The organism is Burkholderia sp. 9775_39 (assembly GCF_015712225.1).
GTDB lineage: Bacteria > Pseudomonadota > Gammaproteobacteria > Burkholderiales > Burkholderiaceae > Burkholderia > Burkholderia cenocepacia.
Genome location: NZ_JACCQC010000013.1, coordinates 144,578 through 166,752, shown reverse-complemented (window position 1 = coordinate 166,752; position 22,175 = coordinate 144,578). Strand labels below are relative to the sequence as shown.

Annotated in this window: 22 protein-coding genes; 10 read left to right on the top strand and 12 right to left on the bottom strand. The window is 67.2% G+C overall.

The window, feature by feature from the left end; genetic code table 11:
• Positions 1–51: 51 nt before the first annotated feature.
• Positions 52–993, bottom strand: a complete 942-nt coding sequence (locus tag H0X90_RS19315; RefSeq protein WP_046338026.1) for a helix-turn-helix transcriptional regulator — start codon at positions 991–993, stop codon at positions 52–54.
• A 217-nt stretch (positions 994–1,210) separates the two neighbouring features.
• On the opposite strand from H0X90_RS19315, the gene H0X90_RS19310 reads away from it, so the two are divergent.
• Genes H0X90_RS19310 through H0X90_RS19295 form a run of 4 tightly spaced genes read left to right on the top strand, consistent with a single transcriptional unit; the run spans position 1,211 to position 5,362 of the window.
• Positions 1,211–2,860, top strand: a complete 1,650-nt coding sequence (locus tag H0X90_RS19310) for a (2,3-dihydroxybenzoyl)adenylate synthase (RefSeq protein WP_048985049.1) — start codon at positions 1,211–1,213, stop codon at positions 2,858–2,860.
• Positions 2,857–3,630: a thioesterase II family protein gene (locus H0X90_RS19305; protein WP_077189080.1), complete on the top strand. Its 774-nt coding sequence runs from the start codon at positions 2,857–2,859 to the stop codon at positions 3,628–3,630. Before H0X90_RS19310 ends, H0X90_RS19305 begins: the two co-directional genes overlap by 4 nt.
• Complete coding sequence (locus H0X90_RS19300; RefSeq protein ID WP_006484772.1) at positions 3,627–3,932, top strand: isochorismate lyase; 306 nt, start codon at positions 3,627–3,629, stop codon at positions 3,930–3,932. The genes H0X90_RS19305 and H0X90_RS19300 overlap by 4 nt, the downstream gene beginning before the upstream one ends.
• Entirely contained in the window at positions 3,929–5,362 is a 1,434-nt protein-coding gene (locus tag H0X90_RS19295) for an isochorismate synthase (RefSeq protein WP_077189081.1), read from the top strand. The genes H0X90_RS19300 and H0X90_RS19295 overlap by 4 nt, the downstream gene beginning before the upstream one ends.
• Before the next feature lie 12 nt (positions 5,363–5,374).
• On the opposite strand, the gene H0X90_RS19290 is transcribed toward H0X90_RS19295, so the two are convergent.
• A complete protein-coding gene (locus H0X90_RS19290; RefSeq protein ID WP_077189082.1) occupies positions 5,375–6,259 on the bottom strand; it encodes a LysR family transcriptional regulator in 885 nt (294 codons plus the stop codon).
• 77 nt (positions 6,260–6,336) lie between these two features.
• Here H0X90_RS19290 and H0X90_RS19285 point away from each other — a divergent pair, with 77 nt between their 5' ends.
• Entirely contained in the window at positions 6,337–7,638 is a 1,302-nt protein-coding gene (locus H0X90_RS19285; RefSeq protein ID WP_048985056.1) for an aspartate aminotransferase family protein, read from the top strand.
• Between the two features lie 73 nt (positions 7,639–7,711).
• Here H0X90_RS19285 and H0X90_RS19280 read toward each other — a convergent pair whose 3' ends face one another.
• On the bottom strand, positions 7,712–8,461 hold the full coding sequence (locus H0X90_RS19280) for an SDR family oxidoreductase (protein ID WP_077189083.1): 750 nt from the start codon (positions 8,459–8,461) through the stop codon (positions 7,712–7,714).
• A 41-nt stretch (positions 8,462–8,502) separates the two neighbouring features.
• On the opposite strand from H0X90_RS19280, the gene H0X90_RS19275 reads away from it, so the two are divergent.
• From H0X90_RS19275 to H0X90_RS19265, 3 genes are all read left to right on the top strand, one after another.
• Positions 8,503–9,477: an AraC family transcriptional regulator gene (locus H0X90_RS19275; protein WP_006493043.1), complete on the top strand. Its 975-nt coding sequence runs from the start codon at positions 8,503–8,505 to the stop codon at positions 9,475–9,477.
• Positions 9,478–9,553: 76 nt separating this feature from the next.
• Positions 9,554–10,411: an AraC family transcriptional regulator gene (locus tag H0X90_RS19270; RefSeq protein WP_006484752.1), complete on the top strand. Its 858-nt coding sequence runs from the start codon at positions 9,554–9,556 to the stop codon at positions 10,409–10,411.
• Positions 10,412–10,455: 44 nt separating this feature from the next.
• Positions 10,456–10,863 carry a DUF2000 domain-containing protein gene (locus tag H0X90_RS19265; protein ID WP_048985058.1) on the top strand — a complete coding sequence of 136 codons (408 nt, stop codon included), beginning with the start codon at positions 10,456–10,458 and terminating at the stop codon, positions 10,861–10,863.
• Positions 10,864–10,893: 30 nt separating this feature from the next.
• Here H0X90_RS19265 and H0X90_RS19260 read toward each other — a convergent pair whose 3' ends face one another.
• The 4 genes from H0X90_RS19260 to H0X90_RS19245 form a co-directional block, all read right to left on the bottom strand.
• Positions 10,894–11,244 carry a VOC family protein gene (locus H0X90_RS19260; protein WP_006484732.1) on the bottom strand — a complete coding sequence of 117 codons (351 nt, stop codon included), beginning with the start codon at positions 11,242–11,244 and terminating at the stop codon, positions 10,894–10,896.
• A 65-nt stretch (positions 11,245–11,309) separates the two neighbouring features.
• A complete protein-coding gene (locus tag H0X90_RS19255) occupies positions 11,310–12,233 on the bottom strand; it encodes a DMT family transporter (RefSeq protein WP_006484773.1) in 924 nt (307 codons plus the stop codon).
• Positions 12,234–12,246: 13 nt separating this feature from the next.
• The gene (locus tag H0X90_RS19250) at positions 12,247–13,233 is read right to left on the bottom strand and encodes a 2OG-Fe(II) oxygenase (protein WP_048985062.1); all 987 of its coding nucleotides are present in this window, start codon (positions 13,231–13,233) and stop codon (positions 12,247–12,249) included.
• 29 nt (positions 13,234–13,262) lie between these two features.
• The gene (locus H0X90_RS19245; protein ID WP_077189084.1) at positions 13,263–14,243 is read right to left on the bottom strand and encodes a hypothetical protein; all 981 of its coding nucleotides are present in this window, start codon (positions 14,241–14,243) and stop codon (positions 13,263–13,265) included.
• 133 nt (positions 14,244–14,376) lie between these two features.
• Between H0X90_RS19245 and H0X90_RS19240 the strand changes: the two genes are divergently transcribed.
• On the top strand, positions 14,377–15,228 hold the full coding sequence (locus tag H0X90_RS19240; protein ID WP_006498800.1) for a LysR substrate-binding domain-containing protein: 852 nt from the start codon (positions 14,377–14,379) through the stop codon (positions 15,226–15,228).
• A 92-nt stretch (positions 15,229–15,320) separates the two neighbouring features.
• On the opposite strand, the gene H0X90_RS19235 is transcribed toward H0X90_RS19240, so the two are convergent.
• The 5 genes from H0X90_RS19235 to H0X90_RS19215 form a co-directional block, all read right to left on the bottom strand.
• Positions 15,321–16,022 (bottom strand): ABC transporter ATP-binding protein, encoded by a 702-nt coding sequence (locus tag H0X90_RS19235; protein ID WP_006484776.1) that lies wholly within the window; start codon positions 16,020–16,022, stop codon positions 15,321–15,323.
• Positions 16,022–16,795: a high-affinity branched-chain amino acid ABC transporter ATP-binding protein LivG gene (livG, locus tag H0X90_RS19230; RefSeq protein WP_006484760.1), complete on the bottom strand. Its 774-nt coding sequence runs from the start codon at positions 16,793–16,795 to the stop codon at positions 16,022–16,024. Before livG ends, H0X90_RS19235 begins: the two co-directional genes overlap by 1 nt.
• Positions 16,792–18,063 carry a high-affinity branched-chain amino acid ABC transporter permease LivM gene (locus H0X90_RS19225; protein WP_034202011.1) on the bottom strand — a complete coding sequence of 424 codons (1,272 nt, stop codon included), beginning with the start codon at positions 18,061–18,063 and terminating at the stop codon, positions 16,792–16,794. Before H0X90_RS19225 ends, livG begins: the two co-directional genes overlap by 4 nt.
• Positions 18,064–18,074: 11 nt before the next feature.
• Positions 18,075–19,001, bottom strand: coding sequence for a high-affinity branched-chain amino acid ABC transporter permease LivH (gene livH / locus H0X90_RS19220; RefSeq protein WP_006484734.1), 927 nt, complete (start codon positions 18,999–19,001; stop codon positions 18,075–18,077).
• A 183-nt stretch (positions 19,002–19,184) separates the two neighbouring features.
• Complete coding sequence (locus H0X90_RS19215; RefSeq protein ID WP_196438160.1) at positions 19,185–20,303, bottom strand: branched-chain amino acid ABC transporter substrate-binding protein; 1,119 nt, start codon at positions 20,301–20,303, stop codon at positions 19,185–19,187.
• A 787-nt stretch (positions 20,304–21,090) separates the two neighbouring features.
• On the opposite strand from H0X90_RS19215, the gene H0X90_RS35775 reads away from it, so the two are divergent.
• Positions 21,091–21,744: a hypothetical protein gene (locus tag H0X90_RS35775; RefSeq protein ID WP_077189085.1), complete on the top strand. Its 654-nt coding sequence runs from the start codon at positions 21,091–21,093 to the stop codon at positions 21,742–21,744.
• Positions 21,745–22,175: the final 431 nt, after the last annotated feature.

The window sequence follows — 22,175 nt, the reverse complement described above, 5'->3', positions numbered from 1 at the left end:
CATTAACACCCATGAGCCCGGTCGATTCCTTTAGGCGGCCGGTCAGTTGTTTTAGATCGCCGCGCCCGTCAATTCCTCGTGATCCATTGCGTTGGGCGACACGCGAATATCGCTCGGCGAAATGCCGTAGCGCTTGCGGAACGCAATCGAAAAATGCGCGGGGCTGTAGCCGACGCGGTACGCGACGGTCGACACGTTCGCATCCTCCGCGCACAGCATCGCGTGCGCGGTCCGCAGCCGGTATTCCTGCAGATACGCGTACACGCTCGTGCCGAACACCTTGCGGAAGCCGGCCGTCAGCTTGCGCGAATTCATCCCGACGCGGCCCGCGAGCGCGTCGAGCGTCGGCGGGTGCTGGAGCTCGCGCGTCAGGATGTCGCTCGCCGCATACACGCGCTCGACATCCGACGACGTGACCCGCACGTCGGCCGGCGCGGACTGCCGCTGCGTGGCCAGCAACTGCGCGCTCAGCGCGGTCAGCTCGAACGCCTTCGCCTTCAGGTAGTACTCGCGCACCGCACCCTCGAACGGGCAGGTGGCGATCTGCACGGCGAGCGCCTGCAGCGCCTTCGACGCCGGGCAACTGACGATGCGCGGATCGCCGCCCGTCGGCGCGAGCATCTTCTCCGGCAGCAGGCTCAGGTTGCGGTCGAGCGCGTCGAGGCCGAGCTGCACGATCGTGTAGCGCAGCGGCACGTCGCGGTCGTAGATCTGGTGGGTCGTGAATTCGCCGTCGTTGGCGATCACGCACAGGCCCGGCCCCTTGATGCATTGCTCGGGCTGGCCCGGCACGCGGCAGCGCAACTGCCCGCTCTGCACGAGGACGAGCTTCAGCCCTTTTTCGAGCGGCTCCTCGTACCAGTCGCGGCTATCCGAGCACAGCGTGCCGCTCATGAGTTTCATGCCCGTGTCGATGTGCACCACACCCGGATGATTGCCGGGCACGAGCACCGGCGGGTGACGTCGTGACGAAGCGAAGGAGGTCGATCTCATCGGAGGTCCGTTGGTTAGGCGGCACGCGCGGACCGGCGCGCGCCGGCGGCAACCGGCCGATTGTCCGGCCGGACCGGGCGGGTGCCGCGCGACCGGCGCCCGATCGAACGAAATTGCCGCGATATCGAAAGAAACGGCGCTATCGCAGCACCTGTTACAAATGATAATACCTCTCATTTACATTTTCTGACAACTTGCCGGAACCCAAGGTCAGCGCATGCAATCCTCCCCTTCCTCCCTGGCGGCGGCCGTGCCGGCCGACGCGCCCGACTGGCCCGACGACTTCGCGCGCCGCTACCGCGACGCCGGCTACTGGCAGGACACGACGTTCTTCGACGCGCTCGATGCCTGCGCGCAGCGCCATCCCGACGCGCTCGCCGTCGTCGACGGCGCGCTGCGGCTGTGCTATCGCGATCTGCTCGCGCGCATTCGCCGCCTCGCGGGCGGCCTCGCGCGCCTCGGCCTGGTACGCGGCGACGCGGTCGTCGTCCAGTTGCCGAACGGCGCGCGCTTCATCGAGACGTGCTTCGCGCTGTTCCAGCTCGGCGTGCGGCCGGTGCTCGCGCTGCCCGCGCACCGTCACTACGAGATCGGCGCGTTCTGCCGCTTCGCCGGCGCGCGCGCTTATCTCGGCGCGTCGCAGCTCGGCGATTTCGACTGCCGGCCGCTCGCGGCCGCCTTGCAGGCCGAGTGCCCGACGCTCGAGCACATCGTGATGGCCGGCGACGACCACGCATTCACGTCGTTCGCCGCGCTGTACGACGCGGCGCCCGTGCTCGACTGCGCGGCGCGCGCCGACGATATCGCGTGCTTCCAGTTGTCAGGCGGCACGACCGGCACGCCGAAGCTGATTCCGCGCCGCCATCGCGAATACCTGTACAACGTGCGCGCATGCAGCGCCGCGAGCGGGTTCGATGCCGACACCGTCTATCTGGCCGCGCTGCCGATGGCGCACAACTTCACGCTGTGCTGCCCCGGCACGATCGGCGCATTGCTCGCGGGCGGCCGGGTGGTGACGACCGCGCGGCCCGAGCCCGACCAGAGCTTCGCGCTGATTGCGCAGGAACGTGTCACGCATACCGCGCTCGTGCCGCCGCTCGCGCTGCTGTGGCTCGACGAGCAGCCGCAACGGCAGGCCGACCTGTCGAGCCTGCGCGTGCTGCAGGTCGGCGGCGCGCGGCTGATGGACCACGCGGCCGAACGCGTGACGCCCGTGCTCGGCTGCCGGTTGCAGCAGGTGTTCGGCATGGCCGAAGGGCTGATCTGCTGCACGCGGCTCGACGACGCACCGGAACGGATCGCGCACACGCAGGGCCGCCCGGTCTCGGACGGCGACGAAGTGCGCATCGTCGACGCAACCGGCGCACCGGTCGCGCCCGGCGAGATCGGCGAACTGCAGGTACGCGGCCCGTACACGATCCGCGGCTACTACCGGCTCGCGGCGCACGATGCGACGGCATTCACGGCCGATGGCTTCTATCGCAGCGGCGACCGCGTGCGGCGCACCGCGGACGGCGACCTGGTCGTCGAAGGTCGCGACAAGGACCAGATCAACCGCGGCGGCGAGAAAGTCTCGGCCGAGGAAGTGGAAAACCTGCTGCTCGCGCATCCGCAGGTGCACGACGCGGCGGTCGTCGCGATGCCCGATCCGATGCTCGGCGAACGGACCTGCGCGTTCGTCGTCGCGCGCGCGCCTGCCCCGTCCCGACTCGTGCTGAAACGCTACCTGCGCGACTGCGGGCTCGCGGCGTTCAAGATCCCCGACCGCATCGAATTCATGCCGCGCTTTCCCGAAACCGGCATCGGCAAGACCAGCAAGAAATCGCTGCGCGACCTGTTGCGCCGCCAGTTGCAGGCGGCCGCATGAGCGCGCACCCGACCGATTCGAACTGGATTCGCGAGTTGCGGCTGTCGCCGTGCCCGCGTGCGCAGCTCGTCTGCTTCCCGCACGCGGGCGGCACCGCGAATTTCTTTCGCGGCTGGAGCCGTGCGCTGCCGTGGGACGTCGATCTGCTCGCGCTGCAGTATCCGGGCCGCGAGGAACGCTTCGGCGAGCCGTGCCTGCCCTCGATCGAAGCGCTCGCCGGCCCCGCCGCCGACGCGCTGCAACGCTATGCGCACGCGCCGCTGGTGCTGTTCGGGCACAGCCTCGGCGCGGCGCTCGCGTACGAGGTCGCGGTACGGCTCGAGGCGCGCGGCGCCGCGCCGCTTTACGTGGCGGTGTCCGCACTGCCGCCGCCGCATCGCCAGCGCGCATCGGATCTGCACCTGCAATCCGACGCCGCGCTCGTCGGCGACGTCGCCCGGCTGTCCGGCGAGCACGCCGCGCTGCTCGCCGATCCGGAAATGCGCTCAATCTACCTGCCGATGATCCGCCACGACTACCGCGCGATCGAAACGTATCGGCGCGAGCGGCCGCCGCGCATCGATGCGCCGCTCGGCGTGATGCTGCCGCTCGCCGATACCGAGCTCGACAGCGACGAGGCGCATGCGTGGCAGGACGTCGCGGCGCGCCCGATCCGCGTCGAGACGTTCAACGGCGACCACTTCTACCTGCGACACCAATACCCGGCGGTGATCGCACATCTGGTCGAACGGATCGACCAATCCCTTCGTTACGGAAAGGAGTACACATGAAAACACCGGACGCCTGCACGGGGCTGCCCGACATTCGCGAAGCCATCGATCGTCTGGACGCCGACATCATCGACGCGCTCGGCCGGCGCATGCAGTACGTGAAAGCCGCGTCGCGCTTCAAGCCGGACGAAGCGAGCATCGCCGCGCCGGAACGGGTGGCCGCGATGCTGCCCGACCGGCGCCGCTGGGCCGAGCAGGCCGGCCTCGACGCCGACTACGTCGAGACGCTGTTCGCCCAGCTCATCGCGTGGTACATCGCGCAGCAAACGCAATACTGGCGACAACAGCGGGGGCTCGCATGAACGCCGGCCTTCCGCTGCTGCACGACACGTTCGCGCGTGCGGCCCGCCGCGCCGCCGCCACCGGCACGCCGACGCTCGCGTCGGTCTCGGTGCCGCTGCGCCCGCTCGACTTCTGCGACCTGATCGCCGCGTGGGACGACGGCGCGACGCCGTGGTGCTTCCACGAAGCCGGCGATGCGTCCGTCACGCTCTACGGCTGGGACTGCGCGGCCGAACTGAGCGCCACCGGGGACACGCGCTTCGCGCAGATCGATGCGCGCTGGCGCGCCCTCGTGCGCGACGCGGTCACGGCGGGCCCGCAGCCGCCGCGGCTGGTCGGCGGCTTCCGGTTCGATGCGCAAGGCCCGCGCAGCGCGCACTGGGCATCGTTTCCCGATGCAAGCATGATGCTGGCGAAGCTGCTGATCGTGCGCGAAGGCGATGCGCACTGGGCCGTCTGCCAGCAGGTCGTCGCCGCTCACGACGATCCGGCCGCGCTCGCGCATGCGTGCCTCGCGCGGATCGAGTCGCTCGGCACGCTTGCGCCGGCCGCGGAAGACGACGCGCCGCAACTGCTGCACACGCAGGCGCTGCAGGCCAGCGAATGGCAGCACGAAGTCCGCCGTGCGGTGGACGCGATCCACGACGGCGCGTTCGGCAAGGTCGTGCTCGCCCGCGACGTGCTCGAACAGTACGCACGGCCCGTCGCGATCGCGCCGCTGCTGCGCCGGTTGCGACGGCGCGACGCGCATGCGCACCTGTTCGCGGTCCGTCGCGACGGGGCGTGCTTCGTCGGCGCGACGCCGGAACGGCTCGCGCGTGTCGCGGCCGGCGACGTGCGCACGCATGCGCTGGCCGGTACGATCCGGCGCGGCGCCACGCCCGACGACGATCGCGCACTCGGCGCCGCGCTGATGGCGTCCGCGAAGGAACGGCTCGAGCATGCGCTCGTCGTCGACGCCATCCGTGCCGCGCTCGCGCCGCTGTCGCGTGAGCTCGACGTGCCCGATCAACCGTCGCTGCACCGCTTGCCGAAGCTTCAGCACCTGAGCACGCCGATTCGCGCGACGCTGAATGCGGAGGCGACGCTGTTGCAGGTCGTCGCGGCGCTGCACCCGACGCCGGCGGTCGCCGGCCATCCGCGCGCGCCGGCGCTCGACCATATCCGTGCGCACGAAGGCTTCGATCGCGGCTGGTATGCGGCGCCGATCGGCTGGATCGACGCGCACGGCAACGGCGATTTCATCGTCGCGCTGCGTTCGGCGTTGATCGCGGGCGGCGCGTGCCGGCTGTTCGCGGGCTGCGGCATCGTCGCCGATTCCGAGCCGGTCAACGAATATCAGGAAACCGAACTGAAGCTGTCCGGCATGCGGGCGGCGATCCGCGTGCGCGAGGCGGCGGCGGAGCGTCCGGGCCGCACGCAGGCGTCGGCTTCGTCGATGGTCGACTGATCGCGTCGACGATCAAAGCAACGGCAGCGTTTGCCGGATATGCTCGGCGAATGCTGCCGTCAGATGCGACGGCCGCTTCCGGTCGCACCTCAGCGTAATGCCCACCGCCGGCAACGGCGGCAAGCGCGGATCGCCGTGGACGATCGCGAGGTCGGCCGGCACGGCCGTCTGCGTCATCACCGCGAACGCCTGCCCCGAGCGCACCAGCGCGATCAGCCCGGCGAGACTGCTGCTCGCATACGCGACGCGGTAGTCGCGGCCGGCGCGATTCAACGCGTCGCAGGCCGCGAGGTGATCGAGCGTGTCGCGATCGGACAGCGCGAGCGGCAACGGATCGAAATGCGCGGGTTCGAGCCCCGGATAACCGATCCAGACCAGCGGCTCGCGGCGAATGACGTCGTCGGTCGCGCCGTCGTCCGGCACGGAAATCATCGCCAGATCGACCGCGCGCTTCTCCAGGTGTTCGACGAGCCGCGGCGTCGGCCCGCAGACGACTTCGACGATCGCCTGCGGATGCTGGCTCGAAAACTGCCGCAGCAGCGACGGCAGCCACACTTCGGCGTAATCGTCGGGGCACCCGAACCGGATCGTCCCCGACAGCCCCGTGCCGCACAGGTCGGCCATCGCCTCGTCGTGCAGCCGCAGGATGCGCTGCGCGTGCACGAGCAGCCGCTCGCCCGGATGCGTCAGCACGACGCCACGGCCGGTGCGCTGGAACAACGGCTGGTCGACCGCTTCCTCGAGCCGCTTCATCTGCTGGCTGAGCGCGGATTGCGTGCGGCCGACGCGCGCGGCCGCGCGGCTCAGCGCGCGCACCTCGGCGATCACGACGAACGAGCGCAGCAGGTCGATGTCGAGCGAAAGCGCCAAGGTATTAGCTCCTTTTCTACCTTGCATTAGGACTATTCGTTTCCATCAAACCAGACCCGCGCCTAGACTGCAAGCGATCCCTGCCCTTTTGCCGGAGCCGCCCGATGTCCCTGAACGACGATGCAACCTTCTGGCGCAACGCCAGGCAGCACCTGGTCCGCTACGGCGGCACGTTCGAACCGGTGATCATCGAGCGCGCGAAAGGCAGCTTCGTCTACGACGCCGATGGCCGCGCGATCCTCGATTTCACGTCGGGCCAGATGAGCGCGGTGCTCGGCCACAGCCATCCGGAGATCGTCTCCGTGATCGGCGAATACGCGGGCAAGCTCGACCACCTGTTCAGCGGGATGCTGTCGCGGCCGGTCGTCGATCTCGCGACGCGCCTCGCCGACCTCACGCCCGCCGGCCTCGACCGCGCGCTGCTGCTCAGCACCGGCGCGGAATCGAACGAGGCGGCGATCCGGATGGCGAAGCTCGTCACCGGCAAGTACGAGATCGTCGGCTTCGCGCAGTCGTGGCACGGGATGACGGGCGCCGCCGCGTCGGCCACGTACAGCGCCGGCCGCAAGGGCGTCGGCCCCGCGTCGGTCGGCTCGTTCGCGATTCCGGCGCCGTTCGCGTACCGGCCGCGCTTCGAGCGCAACGGTGCGTACGATCCGCTCGCCGAACTCGACTACGCGTTCGACCTGATCGACCGCCAGTCGAGCGGCAACCTCGCCGCGTTCATCGCGGAGCCGATCCTCAGTTCGGGCGGAATCATCGAATTGCCGGAAGGCTATATGGCCGCGCTCAAGCGCAAGTGCGAGGAACGCGGGATGCTGCTGATCCTCGACGAGGCGCAGACGGGCGTCGGCCGCACCGGCACGATGTTCGCGTGCCAGCGCGACGGCGTGACGCCCGACATCCTGACGCTGTCGAAGACGCTCGGCGCGGGGCTGCCGCTCGCGGCGATGGTCACGTCCGCGGCCATCGAGGAGCGCGCGCACGCGCTCGGTTACCTGTTCTACACGACGCACGTGTCCGACCCGCTGCCGGCGGCGGTCGGCCTGCGCGTGCTCGACGTCGTGCAGCGCGACGGTCTCGTCGCGCGCGCCAACACGATGGGCGAGCGGCTGCGGCGCGGCCTGCTCGACCTGATGGAGCGCTTCGACTGCATCGGCGACGTACGCGGGCGCGGGCTGCTGCTCGGCGTCGAGATCGTCAAGGATCGCCGCACCAGGGAGCCGGCGGACGGGCTCGGCGCGAAGATCACGCGCGAGTGCATGAACCTCGGGCTCAGCATGAACATCGTGCAGTTGCCCGGCATGGGCGGCGTGTTCCGGATCGCGCCGCCGCTGACCGTCAGCGACGAAGAGATCGACCTCGGGCTGTCGCTGCTGGAGCAGGCGATCACGCGCGCGCTGTAACGCCCGCCGCCCCCCAGCCTCACACGCGCCGTCGCACCGGCTCAACCGACCGGTGCGACGGACTCCCGATCGATCACGCCGCTTGCGCCGCCCATGCTTCAGCGTCGGCGCCGGCCGGCAGCCGCAGCGGGCTCGACGGATCGGTCGCCGCGCGCCACACGGCTTCGGCAACATCCTGCGCATGGGTGATCGGCCCCGATGCATCGAGCATCCGCGCGACGGCCTGGCCGACGAATTCCGCATACGCTTCGTGGTCGAAGCCGTGCATGTTGGCCCGCGCGTTGTCCGCGAAACGCGTGTCGGGCGCGCGGCCCGGCAGCACCAGATGCGCGCGCACGCCGAACGGCTCGAGTTCGACCGCCATCGATTCGGTGAACGCATTCACCGCCGCCTTGCTCGCGCGGTACGCGCTGACGAGCGGCAATGCCTTCAGCGTGACGCTCGACGTGACGTTCACGACCACGCCGGCGCCGAGCGCGCGAAACTGCGGCAGCACCGCCTGCGTCACCGCGATCGTGCCGATCGTGTTGGTGTCGAACAGCGCGCGCACCGTGTCGAGCGGCGTGAGCTCGGCCGGGGCGGCCGCGCCGAAGCCCGCGTTGTTGACGAGCACGTCGATCGGGCCAGCGGCCTCGATCGCGGTGCGAATGCTGTCCGCGTTCGTCACGTCGAGCGGCAGCACGCGCAAGCGCTCCGACGGCGGCAGCACGTCGTCGCCCGGCTTGCGCATCGTCGCGACGACCCGCCAGTCGCGGGCGAGGAAATGGCGCGCGATTTCGAGGCCGAAGCCGGAAGAACAGCCGGTAATCAGTACGGTCTTCATGCGAACTCCTGGGGTGTGTTGAGCATGTGTCCGTACGATAGATGGCCGGAACCGTATTCGCTACAATCGAAAATCCGCTTTTCTTTTGCGAGAGTCCGGCAATGAGCGACCCGCTGACCGAAGTCGTGACGCTGCTGCAACCCGGCGCGCGGCACGCCAAGTACGTGCGCGGCGCGAGCCCGTGGGCGATCAATCGCGTGGTCGCCGGCGAGCCGTTCTACTGTGCGGTCCTCGACGGCGGGTGCCGGATCGCGATCGACGGGCACGCGCCGATCGAGCTGCTGCCCGGCGATTTCGTGCTGATTCCGGCGGCCTACGGCGTGGCGCTGTCGAGCCTCGACGCGCCGGCGCCGGGCGTCGAAACCGCGCCGCCCGTCCCGCTCGCCCCTGGCGAGTACCGGATCGGCGACCCGACCAACCCGATCGATACGCGGATGATGGTCGGCAACTGCAGTTTCGGTTCGCCCGATGCATCGCTGCTGGTGTCGTTGCTGCCCCGCTTCGTGCACGTACGCGGCGAGCCGCGGCTGACCACGCTCGTGCAACTGGTGCGCGACGAGTCGCACGCACAGCGGCCGGCCCGCGAGATCGTGCTCGCGCGCCTGCTGGAAGTGCTGCTGATCGAGGCGCTGCGGTTCACGACCGGCACCCACGCATCTCCCGGCCTCGTGCGCGGGCTCGCCGACAGCCGCCTCGCGGCCGCGCTCCGCCGGATGCACGAACGCCCCGCGCACCCGTGGACGATCGTCGAGCTCGCGAAGGAGGCCGCGTTGTCGCGCTCGACGTTCTTCGAGCGCTTCAGCCGCGCGGTCGGCGTCGCGCCGATGGAGTACCTGCTGACGTGGCGCATGGCGCTCGCGAAGGATCTGCTCCGCCGCAACGAAGGCCGCATCGCGGAAATCGCGGCGCGCGTCGGCTACCGCTCCGCGAGCACCTTCAGCGTCGCGTTCACGCGGCATGTCGGCCGCCCGCCCGCGCAATACGCGCGCGACGAACAGATAGCGATCGAACCATGAACCGCACCGCCCGCCCCCGTCGCCTCGCCGGCTGCGGATCCATCCCGTCACGCGATGACGACGTGCGAGGAACCCGATGACGACCGCGACGAACCGAACCGGCACGACCGACCACTGGCTCGTCGCGCGCCGCGATGCGGACACCGGCATCGAAAGCCTGCACGCGCATTTCACCGGCCATGCGTACGATGCGCACGACCACGACGACATGCTGGTGGGCTTCACCGAACAGGGCGTGCAGCGCTTCCAGTGCCACCGCTCGCTGCATACCAGCGTGCCGGGCCGCGCGATCCTGATCGAGCCGGGCGCGATGCACGATGGCCACGCGCCCGAAGCCGGCGGCTTCACGTACGGGATGCTGTACCTGCCGCAGGCATGGGTCGAGCGCGCCGCGCGCCGGCTCGACCTGCCGGGCCTCGGCAGCGTCGAAGCGACGTTCGGCCATACGCTCGTCGACGATCGCGGCCTCGTCGACGCGATCCGGAACGCGTTCTTCGCGATCCACGACAACGAAGGCCGGCTCGCACGCGACCAGACGCTCGACCGCTTGCTGATGCGGCTCGGCAGCCAGCTGGGCGGCCCGCTCGCGCTGGAAAGCGCCGTCGTGCCGCCCGCGATCGCGCGCGTGCGCGACCTGCTGCACGCACACATGGACGGCAACCTCGGCCTCGACGAACTCGCGAGCGTCGCCGGCATCGACCGGTTCCGGCTGACGCGGATGTTCCAGCGTGCGTTCGGCACGTCGCCGCACGCGTATCTCGTGCGCCTGCGGCTGCGTGCCGCGCGCAAGCTGCTCGCCGCCGGCCGCACGCCCGCGCAGGCGGCCGCCGACGTCGGCTTCGCCGACCAGAGCCACCTCGGCCGCTGGTTCCGCCGCGCGTACCGGATCACGCCGGCCGCGTACCGGCAACTTTGCACAAACGTTCCAGACTGATCGCGCGCGCCGTCCGATCATGAGCGCTCCAACCAGGAGCAAGCATGTTCGATACCAAAGTAGCGCTGATCGTGCGCGACGATCTAGCGGCGTGGCAGAAACTCAACGTGGTCGCGTTTCTCGCGACGGGTGTCGCGGCCGGTGCGCCGGACGCCCTCGGCGAGCCTTACGAGGATGCGGCCGGGCGCCGTTACAGCCGGATGTTCGGCCAGCCGATGCTGGTGTTCGCGGCCGACCTGAACGGCTTGCAGGCCGCGCACCGGCAGGCGCTGTCGCGCGAACTGACGATCGTGCCCTACGTGCGCGCGATGTTTTCGACCGGGCACGACGCGGCCAACCGCGCGGCGTTCCGCGCCGAGGATGCGGACAATCCCGATCTGGTCGGCCTGGCGCTGCACGGGCCGAAGAAGGCCGTCGACAAGGCGGTGAAGGGGCTGGCGCTGCATGCGTGAACGCCGGCGTACCCGACTCCCGTCGCCGGCTCAGCGATGCGCGAGCACGTTGACGAGCTTGCCGAACGGGTCGCGCACGTAAAACCGCCGTACGCCCCACGGTTCGTCGGCCGGCCCGTATTCGACGGACATGCCGGCCGCCCGAACCCGCGCGAGCGCTTCATCGACATCGTCGACCTCGATCGACAGATCGGGCGTCGGCGTGCCCGATCCGCCGTGCGACGCGAAGCTGATCTGCACGTCCATCTGCTCGGCGTTGCCGTAGGTCGCGATCCAGCCGTGGTCCATCAGCAGGTCGAGACCGAAGATCCGTTGGTAGAAGCGCCTGGCGTCGTCGATCGAGCGTGTATCGACGTTGGCGACGATCCGTTTGACTTTCATCGGGTTCCTTCACGAGTCGGGCAGTCTCGCGAAGCTACACCGGAATCGCGCGCGCAACCAGTGCGTCAGCGGCCGGCCGTCTCCATGTCCGCGCAGCGCGGCCGCGCGGGCCGCGCGCCGTGCTTGCCGGCCAGCCAGACGCCGATCGCGACGACGACGATGCCGACGTAGGTCGTCACCTCGATCCGGTCGCCGAACATCCATGCGGCCCACAGCAGCGTCACCGGCGGTTCGAGATAGACGAGCGTCGCCACGCGCGTCGCGGGCATGCGTTTGAGGAGCGCCCACAGCGACAGGTAAGCGATGAAAGTCGAGAACACCGTCAGCCACACGACCGACACCCACACGTTCGGCTGCGTCGGCACATGCAGGTCGCCGGTGACGAGCCCGCACGCCGCGAACAGCACGAGGCTCACGCAACCCTGCACGAACAGCGGCAGGAACAGCCCGTCCTCGTTGCTGCGCGCGGCCGTCAGCGCGCGGCGGCGCTGATAGATCGTCGCGATCGACAGTCCGAACGCGGACACCAGCGGCAGCAGGTACATCACGATCCCGACCGACCCGGCCGGCAGCGCATATTGCCCGCCGATCACGATGCCTACGCCGACGAACCCGACGACGAGCCCGGCCCACTGGCGCGCCCCGCTGCGCTCGCTGCCGCCGAACGACGTCATCGCCGCCGTGATGAGCGGCTGCAACGCCGCGACGATCGCGGCGATGCCCGGCGGCAGGCCATGCTGGATCGCGACGTACACACAGGCCAGATAGAGGAACTGCGACAGGAAGCCAATCACCGCGTGATAGCGGATTTTTTCGAGCGTCAGACGCGCGAGCTGGCGATTGAGGACGATCGCAAGGCACAGCGTGACGAGCAGGAACCGCCAGAACAGCAGATTGAACGCGCCGGCCGTCTCCGCGCCGAGCTTGGCGCCAATGAACCCGGAACTCCACGACAGGACGAAAACGAGTTGGAGCAGGAAAAGCTGCATGGCGCGACGGTTCTCAGAAAGTGGCCGGAGCCAGACGCTGGTCGCCCAGGTCTTCCGGCCGGATCGGTTCGAGCCCCAGGCGCAGGTACTGCAATTCGGCGTCGTCCCGAAGGGCACGCTGCAGCGCCAGCCAGTTGACGACGGTGCGCGGAATACCGTCGTCCGACGCGAGATGCCAGAACCCGTTGTCGTCCTCGCGCGTGGTCGGGCAATGAAACGACAGCACCAGCGACATGCGACGCCCGCCCTGAACCGGTTCGACGCCATGAAACAGCTTGCTGCCGTAGATCAGCAGCGCATCACCCGCGTTGTCCAGATTCGCGGTCTTGACGTGCCGGCGTTCGCGATCGTAGCGATCGAACGTCTCCGCCATCGATTCGTAGAACAGAAAGTTGCCGCCTTCGTACTCGGCGCGATCCGACAACACGATGTTCAGCACGAAACTGGTGCCGTCGGTATGCCACATGCCCAGTTGTTCCTTGCCGTCGCGCTGGTCCGTCGGATAGTAGTAATTGAACTGCGAGCGCGCATTGGCCATCGGGTACGGAATCAACGGCACGCCGGCGAGGCGCGACACCCGCAGCAGGAACGCGCGATCGTGCATCATGTCGTCGATGAACCGCGAGCGGTTCGTCACCGCACGCACGCGCTTCGAGATGATCCAGTTGCTGCTCGACGCACTGCGCTCCAGCGCGCGGCCGATCTCGCGCAACGCGTCGACCGCTTCGTCGGAAAACAAGCCGCGCAGGTGACACACCGCGTTCAGCGCATCCGAGCGCGTACCGCGCATCGGCACGTCGCGATAGCCGAGATCGTCGAGGTTGCGGCGGTAGCGCACCTCGTAGCCGTCGCGCAGGCACGCGCTGGACCAGCGCATCGGTTCCGTCGATGCGTCGAGCCTGCCGCCGACGTTCGCGCCGACGGACAGCGACGTCCGCAGCGCCAGCCTCACCCGGCCGAACCCGCGCGCAAACACCGGCAATGCATTTCCCTTGTTCATCGCGTGCCTCGCTGTCGACGTTTCGCCATTCAGCCCTTGAACTGCGCAATCTGGTACACGACGCTGCCATCCCCGCTGCGCAGCTCGTCGATTACGCGGCAATTGCCGTGGCTCAGGCGAACGTGGCGGAATTGCTCCGGCGTGTATTTCAGGCAGACGTTGGTGATCAGATGCCCGTCGGCCCCCGCTTTCGACACCGGCTGCAGCGTGACCGCCACATGGAACTGGTCGCCCAGCAGATTGAGCCGCACGATCGACACGTGATGCTTGCCGAGCGGCTCGAAACCCTGCTGCCGGCTGACGATTTCGGAGAACCGCACCATGTTCTCGTTCTGGTAGAAGTTGTAGATGGGCTCTTCGCGCCCTTCCACGATCAACTGCATCTCCGACACGACGTAAGTCGACTTGCCGCCGAGATTGCGAATCAGCCGGCCGATCGTCACCGGCAGCTCGTTGCCTTCCTGGAATCCGAGCATCGTGATGAACGTCACGTCCTGGCCCAGGTCGATATGGTTCCACTGCACGTTCCGGTAATCGTCGGCGATGTAGTTGAAACAGCCCGGCGTTTTCAGGAACGGCATGATCGCGTGCCGCATCGCGTCTTCCGACGACTCGTTGATGTCGACGGCCGTGTAACGCAGATGGTTCGGGCCGCCGCCGCTGACCGCCTTCATCAGCTCGGTCGTCTTGACCGGCTCGGGCCCGAGCTCGATGTAATGCACATGGCGGCCGCGCGACAACGTCGCGAGCCGCTCGCTCAATGCGCCGATCGCTTCGCGTAACGACCCGTTACCGTCGCGATCCGCGCACAACGCCGGGCTTCGCACGCCCAGCTCGTTCAGGTTGCGCATCAGCGCAAAGACTTCGCGCCCCGCTTCCCGCCGCCGCGCGTCATCGTCCGTGCGATGCAACGTCGAATATTTTTCGTGATTCTCGACCGTCCATACCGACTCCGCCTTCAGCTTCCTGTCCCGCACCAATGCATCTACGACAAAATCATTGATCGACATGAATCGTTCCCCGGATGCGTGCAACGCCCGACCGGCTGCCTGCCGTTGTCTGCCTGTTGACCCGAGAATATGGGATGCCCAATAATTCCGTCAATCGACATTACCTGAATCACTGATTCGGAAAAACCAAATCATGCCGCGTACCCTGGACGTCGACCTGCTGCGTACCTTCCACGCCGTCGCGAAGCTCGGCCGCTTCAAGGATGCGGCCGTTCATGTAAACCGCAGCCCGTCGTCGGTCACCGCGCAGATTCAGAAGCTGGAAGAGATGGTCGCGCAGCGGCTGTTCACGCGAAACAACCAGGCGGTCGAACTCACGCAGTTCGGCCACAAGCTGCTGAGCGACACCACCGAGTTCCTGCTGAGCCACGACCGGCTCGTCGAATCGCTGTCGCCGCAGATGCTGACCGGCAAGCTGCGGCTCGGCATCCCCGATTCCTACGCCGCGCACTTCATGGCCGAATTCCTGCCGCGCTTCGCCGCCGACCGGCCGCTGCTGGAACTGACGGTCGAAGCGCGCTCCAGCGAAGAGTTGCAACTGCTGTTCTCGCGTGGCCAGCTCGACATCACGATCGCCGTGGTGCCGAAAGCGCTGCCGCACGCCGAACTGCTCAGCAAGACGCATCCGGTGTGGGTCGCCGCGCGCACCTTCAAGTTCAATCCCGATGCGCCGCTACCGATCGCGGTGCAACTGCAGGGCTGCCCGTACCGCGACACCGCGCTGAATGCGCTGAAGAAGGCGAAGATCGCGCACCGGATGCTGCTCGAAAGCGCCAGTTCGCCGGCGGTCGAAGCGTGTATCGCGAACGGGCTGGCGGTCGGCCTGATCGAGCACGACCGCGTGTCGGGCAACCTGACGAGCCACGTCGCCGGGATCGTGCTGCCCGATCTGCCGCCGCACCTGATCACGGTGCTGACGGACGACAGCAATCGCGCCGCGCTGCATCTGCGCGACGTACTGAAAAGCACGTTCAGGATCGGATAACGAAGACAAGGCCGGGAACCCGGCCTTGCAAGCAGAAGTGAACCGCCGGAAAAACTGCCGCCGGCCCGTTGCAGGCCGGCGGCTTTCTCTCGTCAACCGCCTAGATACGCCTGCTTGATGCGGTCGTTCGCGAGCAGGTTCGCGCCCGTGTCGGCCAGCACCACGCGCCCCGTTTCGAGCACGTAGCCGCGGTCGGCCACACCGAGCGCCTTGTTCGCATTCTGCTCGACGAGGAACACCGTGACGCCTTCGTCGCGGATCGTGCGGATGATGTCGAAGATCTGCGCGATCACGAGCGGCGCGAGGCCGAGCGTCGGCTCGTCGAGCAGCAGCAAACGCGGCTTGCTCATCAGCGCGCGGCCGATCGCGAGCATCTGCTGCTCGCCGCCCGACATCGTGCCGGCCCGCTGCGCCGCGCGTTCCTTCAGGCGCGGAAACAGCTTGAACACGTGCTCGATGCCGTCGTCGATCTCGTGACGGCTCGCGAAGAAGCCGCCCATCTTCAGGTTCTCGAGCACCGTCAGGCTCGGGAACACGCGCCGCCCTTCCGGCGAAATCGCCATTCCCTGCCGCATGATCTGGTGCGTCGACATCGCGGTGATGTCGTTGCCCTCGAACAGCACGCGGCCCGACGACGCGCGCGGCGTGCCGCACACGGTCATCATCAGCGTCGTCTTGCCGGCGCCGTTGCTGCCGATCAGCGTGACGATCTCGCCCTTGTTCACTTCGATCGACACGCCCGCGAGCGCTTCGACCGCGCCGTAGTGCGTATGGACCTGTTCCAGCTTCAGCATCACTCTTCCCCCAGATACGCCTTGATCACGCGCGGGTCGTTGCGGACCGCTTCCGGCGTGCCGATCACGATCGGCCGGCCGTGCTCCATCACGAGGATGCGGTCGGACACGCCCATCACGAGGCTCATGTCGTGTTCGATCAGCAGCACCGACACGCCGAATTCACGGCGCAGCTTGTCGATCAGGTGCTGCAGCTCGATCTTTTCCTGCGGGTTGAGGCCCGCCGCCGGCTCGTCGAGCATCAGCAGGCGCGGCTCGGTGATCATGCAGCGCGCGATCTCCAGACGCCGCTGGTGCCCGTACGACAGCGTGCCGGCCGGCCGGTTGGCGACCGACGTCAGCCCCATCCGGTCGAGCCACACGGCCGCGCGTTCGAGCGCTGCCTGCTCGGCATGACGATACGCGGGCGTCGCGAACAGGCCGTGCAGCAGCCCGGCCTTCACCTTGCGATGCTGCGCGACGAGCAGGTTCTCGACGACGGTCAGCGACTTGAACAGCCGGATGTTCTGGAACGTCCGCACCAGACCCTTCAACGCGATCTTGTGGCTCGGCAGCCCGCCAATCGCGTGGCCGTCGAGCACCACGTCGCCGCCGGTCGGCTTGTAGAAGCCGCCGACGCAGTTGAACACCGTGGTCTTGCCCGCGCCGTTCGGCCCGATGATCGCGAACACCTCGTCGCGGCGCACGTCGAAATCGATGCCGTCCACCGCGAGCAACCCGCCGAAGCGCATCTGCAGCCCGGCGACCTTCAACAGTTCTGCATTCGCGCTCATTGCGGCAGCTCCACGTGGGGACGGCTCGCGGGCAACAGGCCCTGCGGACGCCACATCATCATCAACACCATCACGAGACCGAAGATCAGCATCCGGTATTCGGCGAAGCCGCGCGCGACTTCCGGCAGCACGGTCAGCAGGATCGCCGCGAGAATCACGCCGAGCTGCGAGCCCATCCCGCCGAGCACGACGATCGCGAGGATCAGCGCCGATTCGATGAAGGTGAACGATTCGGGATTCACGAGGCCCTGACGCGCCGCGAAGAACGCGCCGCCGATCCCCGCGAACGCCGCGCCGAGCGTGAACGCCGACAGCTTGATGCGCGTCGGGTTGAGACCCAGCGAACGGCATGCGATCTCGTCGTCGCGCAGCGCTTCCCACGCACGGCCCATCGGCATGCGGATCAGGCGGCTCGTCACGAACAGCGTGAAGCCCACCAGCAGCAGCGCGATCAGGTACAGGAAGATCACCATGTGCTCGCCGCTGTATTCCAGCCCGATCAGTTCATGGAAGGTCTTCGCGCCTTCGACGCTCGCCGAGCGCGCCATCTCGAAGCCGAACACCGTCGGCTTCGGAATGCTCGAGATGCCGTCCGGGCCGCCGGTGAGGCTCGTCAGGTTGTTCGCGAGCAGGCGGATGATTTCGCCGAAGCCGAGCGTGACGATCGCCAGATAGTCGCCGCGCAACCGCAGCACCGGGAAGCCGAGCAGGAAGCCGAACGTCGCCGCGGAGATCGCCGCGATCGGCAGGCATTCCCAGAACGACAGCCCGAAATACTGGTTCAGCATCGCGTACGTATAGCCGCCGACCGCGTAGAACCCGACGTAGCCGAGATCCAGCAGCCCCGCGAAACCGACCACGATGTTCAGCCCGAGGCCGAGGATCACGTAGATCAGCGCGAGCGTGGCGACGTCCACCGCGCCTCGCGAGCCGAAGAACGGCCACACGAGGCCGACCGCGAGCAGCACCCAGATGATCACGCGCTGCTGCCGCGCGCCCATCGTCGGCGCCGCCGGCAGCTTCACGGCCGCTTTCGCGCGCATCAGCCACGGCTTGAACAACTGGAACAGGAACACGGCCGCGACAGCGATCCACACCGGGCGCCAGTGCGGCGTCAGCACCACCTGATAGCCGTCGAGCTTCAGTTGCAGCCCGAGCACTGGAATCGTGAGGATCGCCGTCAGGATCGCGGCGGCCACGGCGTTCTTCAGCGCCTGGCCGAACGACGCGTCGGCGGCCGGGCGGCGAACGGAAATGACTTGACTCATCTGCGTCTCCCTCAAACCTTTTCGATGTCCGACTTGCCGAGCAGGCCGGTCGGGCGGAAGAGCAGGATCAGCACGAGCAGGCCGAACGCGACCACGTCCTTGTACTCGGCCGGCATGTAGCCCGCGGCGAAGGTTTCGGCGAGGCCCAGCAGCACGCCGCCGAGCATCGCGCCCGGAATGCTGCCGATCCCGCCGAGCACCGCGGCAGTGAACGCCTTGATGCCCGCGACGAAGCCGATATACGGATTCAGCTTGCCGATCGTCAGCCCGATCAGCACGCCGCCGACGGCCGCCAGCATCGCGCCGAGCACGAACGTGAACGAGATCACGCGGTTCGTGTCGATGCCGAGCAGGTTCGCCATCTTCATGTCTTCCGCGCACGCACGGCACGCACGCCCCATCCGCGAATGCGAGATGAACAGCGTGAGCGCGATCATCAGCACGATCGTCACGCAGACGATCAGCAGACGCGCATACGGAATCGTCACGTCGTAGTCGCCGCCGAGATGGATGTCGAATGCGCCGGAGATCAGCACGGGCACCGACACGTCGCGCGCGCCCTGGCCGATCTGCACGTAGTTCTGCAGGAAGATCGACATGCCGATCGCGGAGATCAGCGGCACGAGGCGCGGGCCGCCGCGCAGCGGGCGATACGCGACGCGTTCGACCGCGAAGCCGTACAGGCCGGTGACGATCACCGACACGATCAGCGCGGCGCCGAGCACGAGCGGCAGCGGATAGCCGGCGGAGATGCCGATGGCCGTCAGGGTCACGAGGCCCACGTACGCGCCGATCATGTAGATCTCGCCGTGGGCGAAGTTGATCATGCCGATGATGCCGTAGACCATCGAATAGCCGATGGCGATCAACGCATAGATCGCACCCAGCGTCAGGCCGTTGACCAGCTGCTGGGCGAATTGAGGAAAGAAGTCAGTCATGTGCGGGAAGCTCCCGTTGGCGCTGGGTCACATGCCGTCGCCGGATCACGGCGCTCGGCCGCGCGCAACGCACGGTGTCGTCTCGGGCCGCCCGCTGGCGCGCATGGGGCAGATGCGCGGCCAATACGCACCCGCCCCGTCCGGGTTTCGGACAGGGCGGGTGCGCGGGCGGGTACTCCGTTGTTACTTGGCGGCGGTCTTCGTCGCGTCCTTGTGCCACGTGTACACGACGAACTTGAACGCCTTCAGGTCGCCCTGTGCGTCATACGCGACCTTGCCGATCGGCGTGTCGAACGTCGTCTTGTGCATGTACGCGGCCACCTTCGTCGGGTCGGTCGTCTTCGCGCCCGCGATCGAGTCGGCGATGATCTTCACCGCGGCGTACGACGGCATCTGGAACGGACCGTTCGGGTCGCGCTTCTTGTCCGCGAACGCCTTCACGAGCGCCGCGTTGGCCGGATCGGCCGAGAAGTCGGCCGGCAGCGTCACGAGCATGCCTTCCGAAGCCGGGCCGGCGATCGCCGTCACGTCCTTGTTGCCCACGCCTTCAGGCCCCATGAACGTCGCCTTCACGCCCTGCTCGCGCGCCTGGCGCATCAGCAGGCCCATTTCCGGGTGGTAGCCGCCGAAGTAGACGAAATCGACGCCTTGCGACTTCAGCTTCGTGATGATCGCCGAGTAGTCCGAATCGCCGGCGTTGATGCCTTCGAACAGCACGACCGGGATCTTCGCGGCTTCGAGGTCCTTCTTCACCGACGACGCGATGCCCTGGCCGTACGACTGCTTGTCGTGCAGGACCGCGACCTTCTTCGGCTTCACGTTGTTGATGATGTAGTGCGCGGCGGCCGGGCCTTGCTGGTCGTCACGGCCGATCGTGCGGAAAATGAAGTGGCGCTTCTTGCCTTCCGTCAGTTGCGGCGCGGTGGCCGACGGCGTGACCATCACGATGCCTTCGTTCTCGTAGATGTCCGACGCGGGAATCGTCGAACCCGAGCACACGTGACCGATCACGTACTTGATCTTCTGGCTGACGATCTTGTTGGCGACGGCGACGGCCTGCTTCGGTTCGCACGCGTCGTCCATCATCACCACTTCGAACTTGTTGCCGCCCGCGCCGCCTGCCGCGTTGATCTGTTCGATCGCGGTCAGCGCGCCGGCCTTCACCATGTCGCCGTATTGGGCGACCGAGCCGCTCATCGGACCAGCGATGGCGATCTTCACGGTTTCCGCTTGCGCGGCGGCGACGCCGGCGGCGAACAGGACGGCGGCGACGGAAATGGACGTAAGACGGGACAGCGTCATCTGGGAGCTCCTCGATGTTGTTTAGTCATACGGGCAAAGGCGGCATGACTTGCGCAATCGAACAGCACCCGGGGCGAGGACATGGGACACGCCCGAGACACATAGAAGACGGAACTCCGGCGGAATGTTGCGTAGCGGGGCCCGGCTCTTGCAGTCCCCGAAGGGGACGTCTGGTTCGGAAAGACATCGTGATGCGTCTTGCATTGCGCAAGCGTTTCGCCTGCCCCGCTTGCCAAATCGCTCGTTCGGAGGGATGGTCCGACAGCCATTGGCAAGGCAGTCGAAATTATATGGGCGTTTTTCAATCGTCTGTCAAAAATGCCTGTCGATTGAGGGAAAACACGTACGTTTTTGAGATGGGTGGGTGGCGATGCGGGCGCAACCTCGGCGCGGCGACAACGTTTGCTTCGAGTGCAATCGGGTTGCTATTTTGGCAAGGAGGTGGGGGCGGGTTCCTTGCTGGGCTTGGCGTTCGGCGACGGGGATTTCCCGGTGATGCATTTTTTGGGTTGCCAAGAGCCCTGGTCGCTGGAGATCAATCGACTGATGATTGTGTTGGCACGCACCAGGACGGAGCGCTCAGTGAGGCGGCAAATATTACTGTTTATCTGCGGAACTAAACAATCTGAAAGCTTTTTGATATTTTCATGAAATAATGCGAGCTCGCTTCTGCAATCCAGCCAGCCTCCCTGCAAGTCGCGTTCGCCGCGCCTCGCAGTCGCTTCAGGGCCGCTTCGACGCCCCCTCGTCGCTCAGCCGCCAGCCAGTGATCTGCCGTTTTTGTTCAATGCACATCACCTGCTTCGGATCGCCCATGAATTGCCCAGTCCGCCTCTCTTCCGCCGCCGCGATCGCGTGCGCGCTTTCTGTTTCTGCTGCCCATGCTTCGGGACGCGATACGCTGACCGATCGGTCGGCCGGTGCCAATGTGTTTCGCTCGGAGCGGCGTGCGGCTGCTCGGGATGACGGGCGCGCGGTGAGGATGAGCCGCCCACGCGTACAGTTCGCCGCGCCTGCCGAACGTAGCCCGTTCGATACGCCGGATACGCGGCCATTGCGGGTAACGAGTGATGCGCTGGTGGCGCCGCTGCCCGCGTCTTCCGGGCGTGAACCCGATTTCGTCTTGCCGCCGAACCGCGTCGCGCTCGGCGCGGGCGGGAACGATAGTCTAGGTCGCGCAGTGCCCGGGTATGAGCAGCGCGAGCAAAACTGGAATGAATACCTGCGCGCGAACGGTTCTCGGCCTGCTGGTCGTGGCGGCTCGTATGCGCCGCAGCGGCCGTACGATGCGCCACGTGGCCCTCACGGGGCACCGAATCCGTTCGATCCGTCGGTGCCGCAGCCAGAGACGCGGACGTTTTATGACAATGGATCGGGGACGAAGTGCACGGCTACCGGTGGTGCGAGGACGTCGCGGTCGTCTTGCGATATTGCTTGGTGAAGTGGGGTTTCGGGGTAGCGGCCGCTTACGGCTGGTCTACCCTGCCCGGCACGCTGCGCGACGTTGCGCTGCGCGGTCGCATTTCGCGGCGTTGCCTTTTCATGTGCGTGATGATTACGCCTGCCCGGCTCAATATCAATCCGCGCCTTGCGCGCCCGGGACAAAACACGCATCGTTGATCAGCCACATTCCATCAATCTTCATGTCCGGATAAAACGTCTCAGGCCTGGGATTTATGGTTTGGATTCCTCCTTTGTTGATGAATCGATGGGAGCGATGCGTCGGTAGAGGATCAGCGCGTTTGGCACGTCAGTTCACGTGCATTGCCGGCAACAGGATCGCCGTCAATTGAACATTGCCTATTAAACCATCGTTGGTGCGCATTTGAGCGTACGTTAGCCATTGGGTATAGGTACACGGCTTGGTCAGTT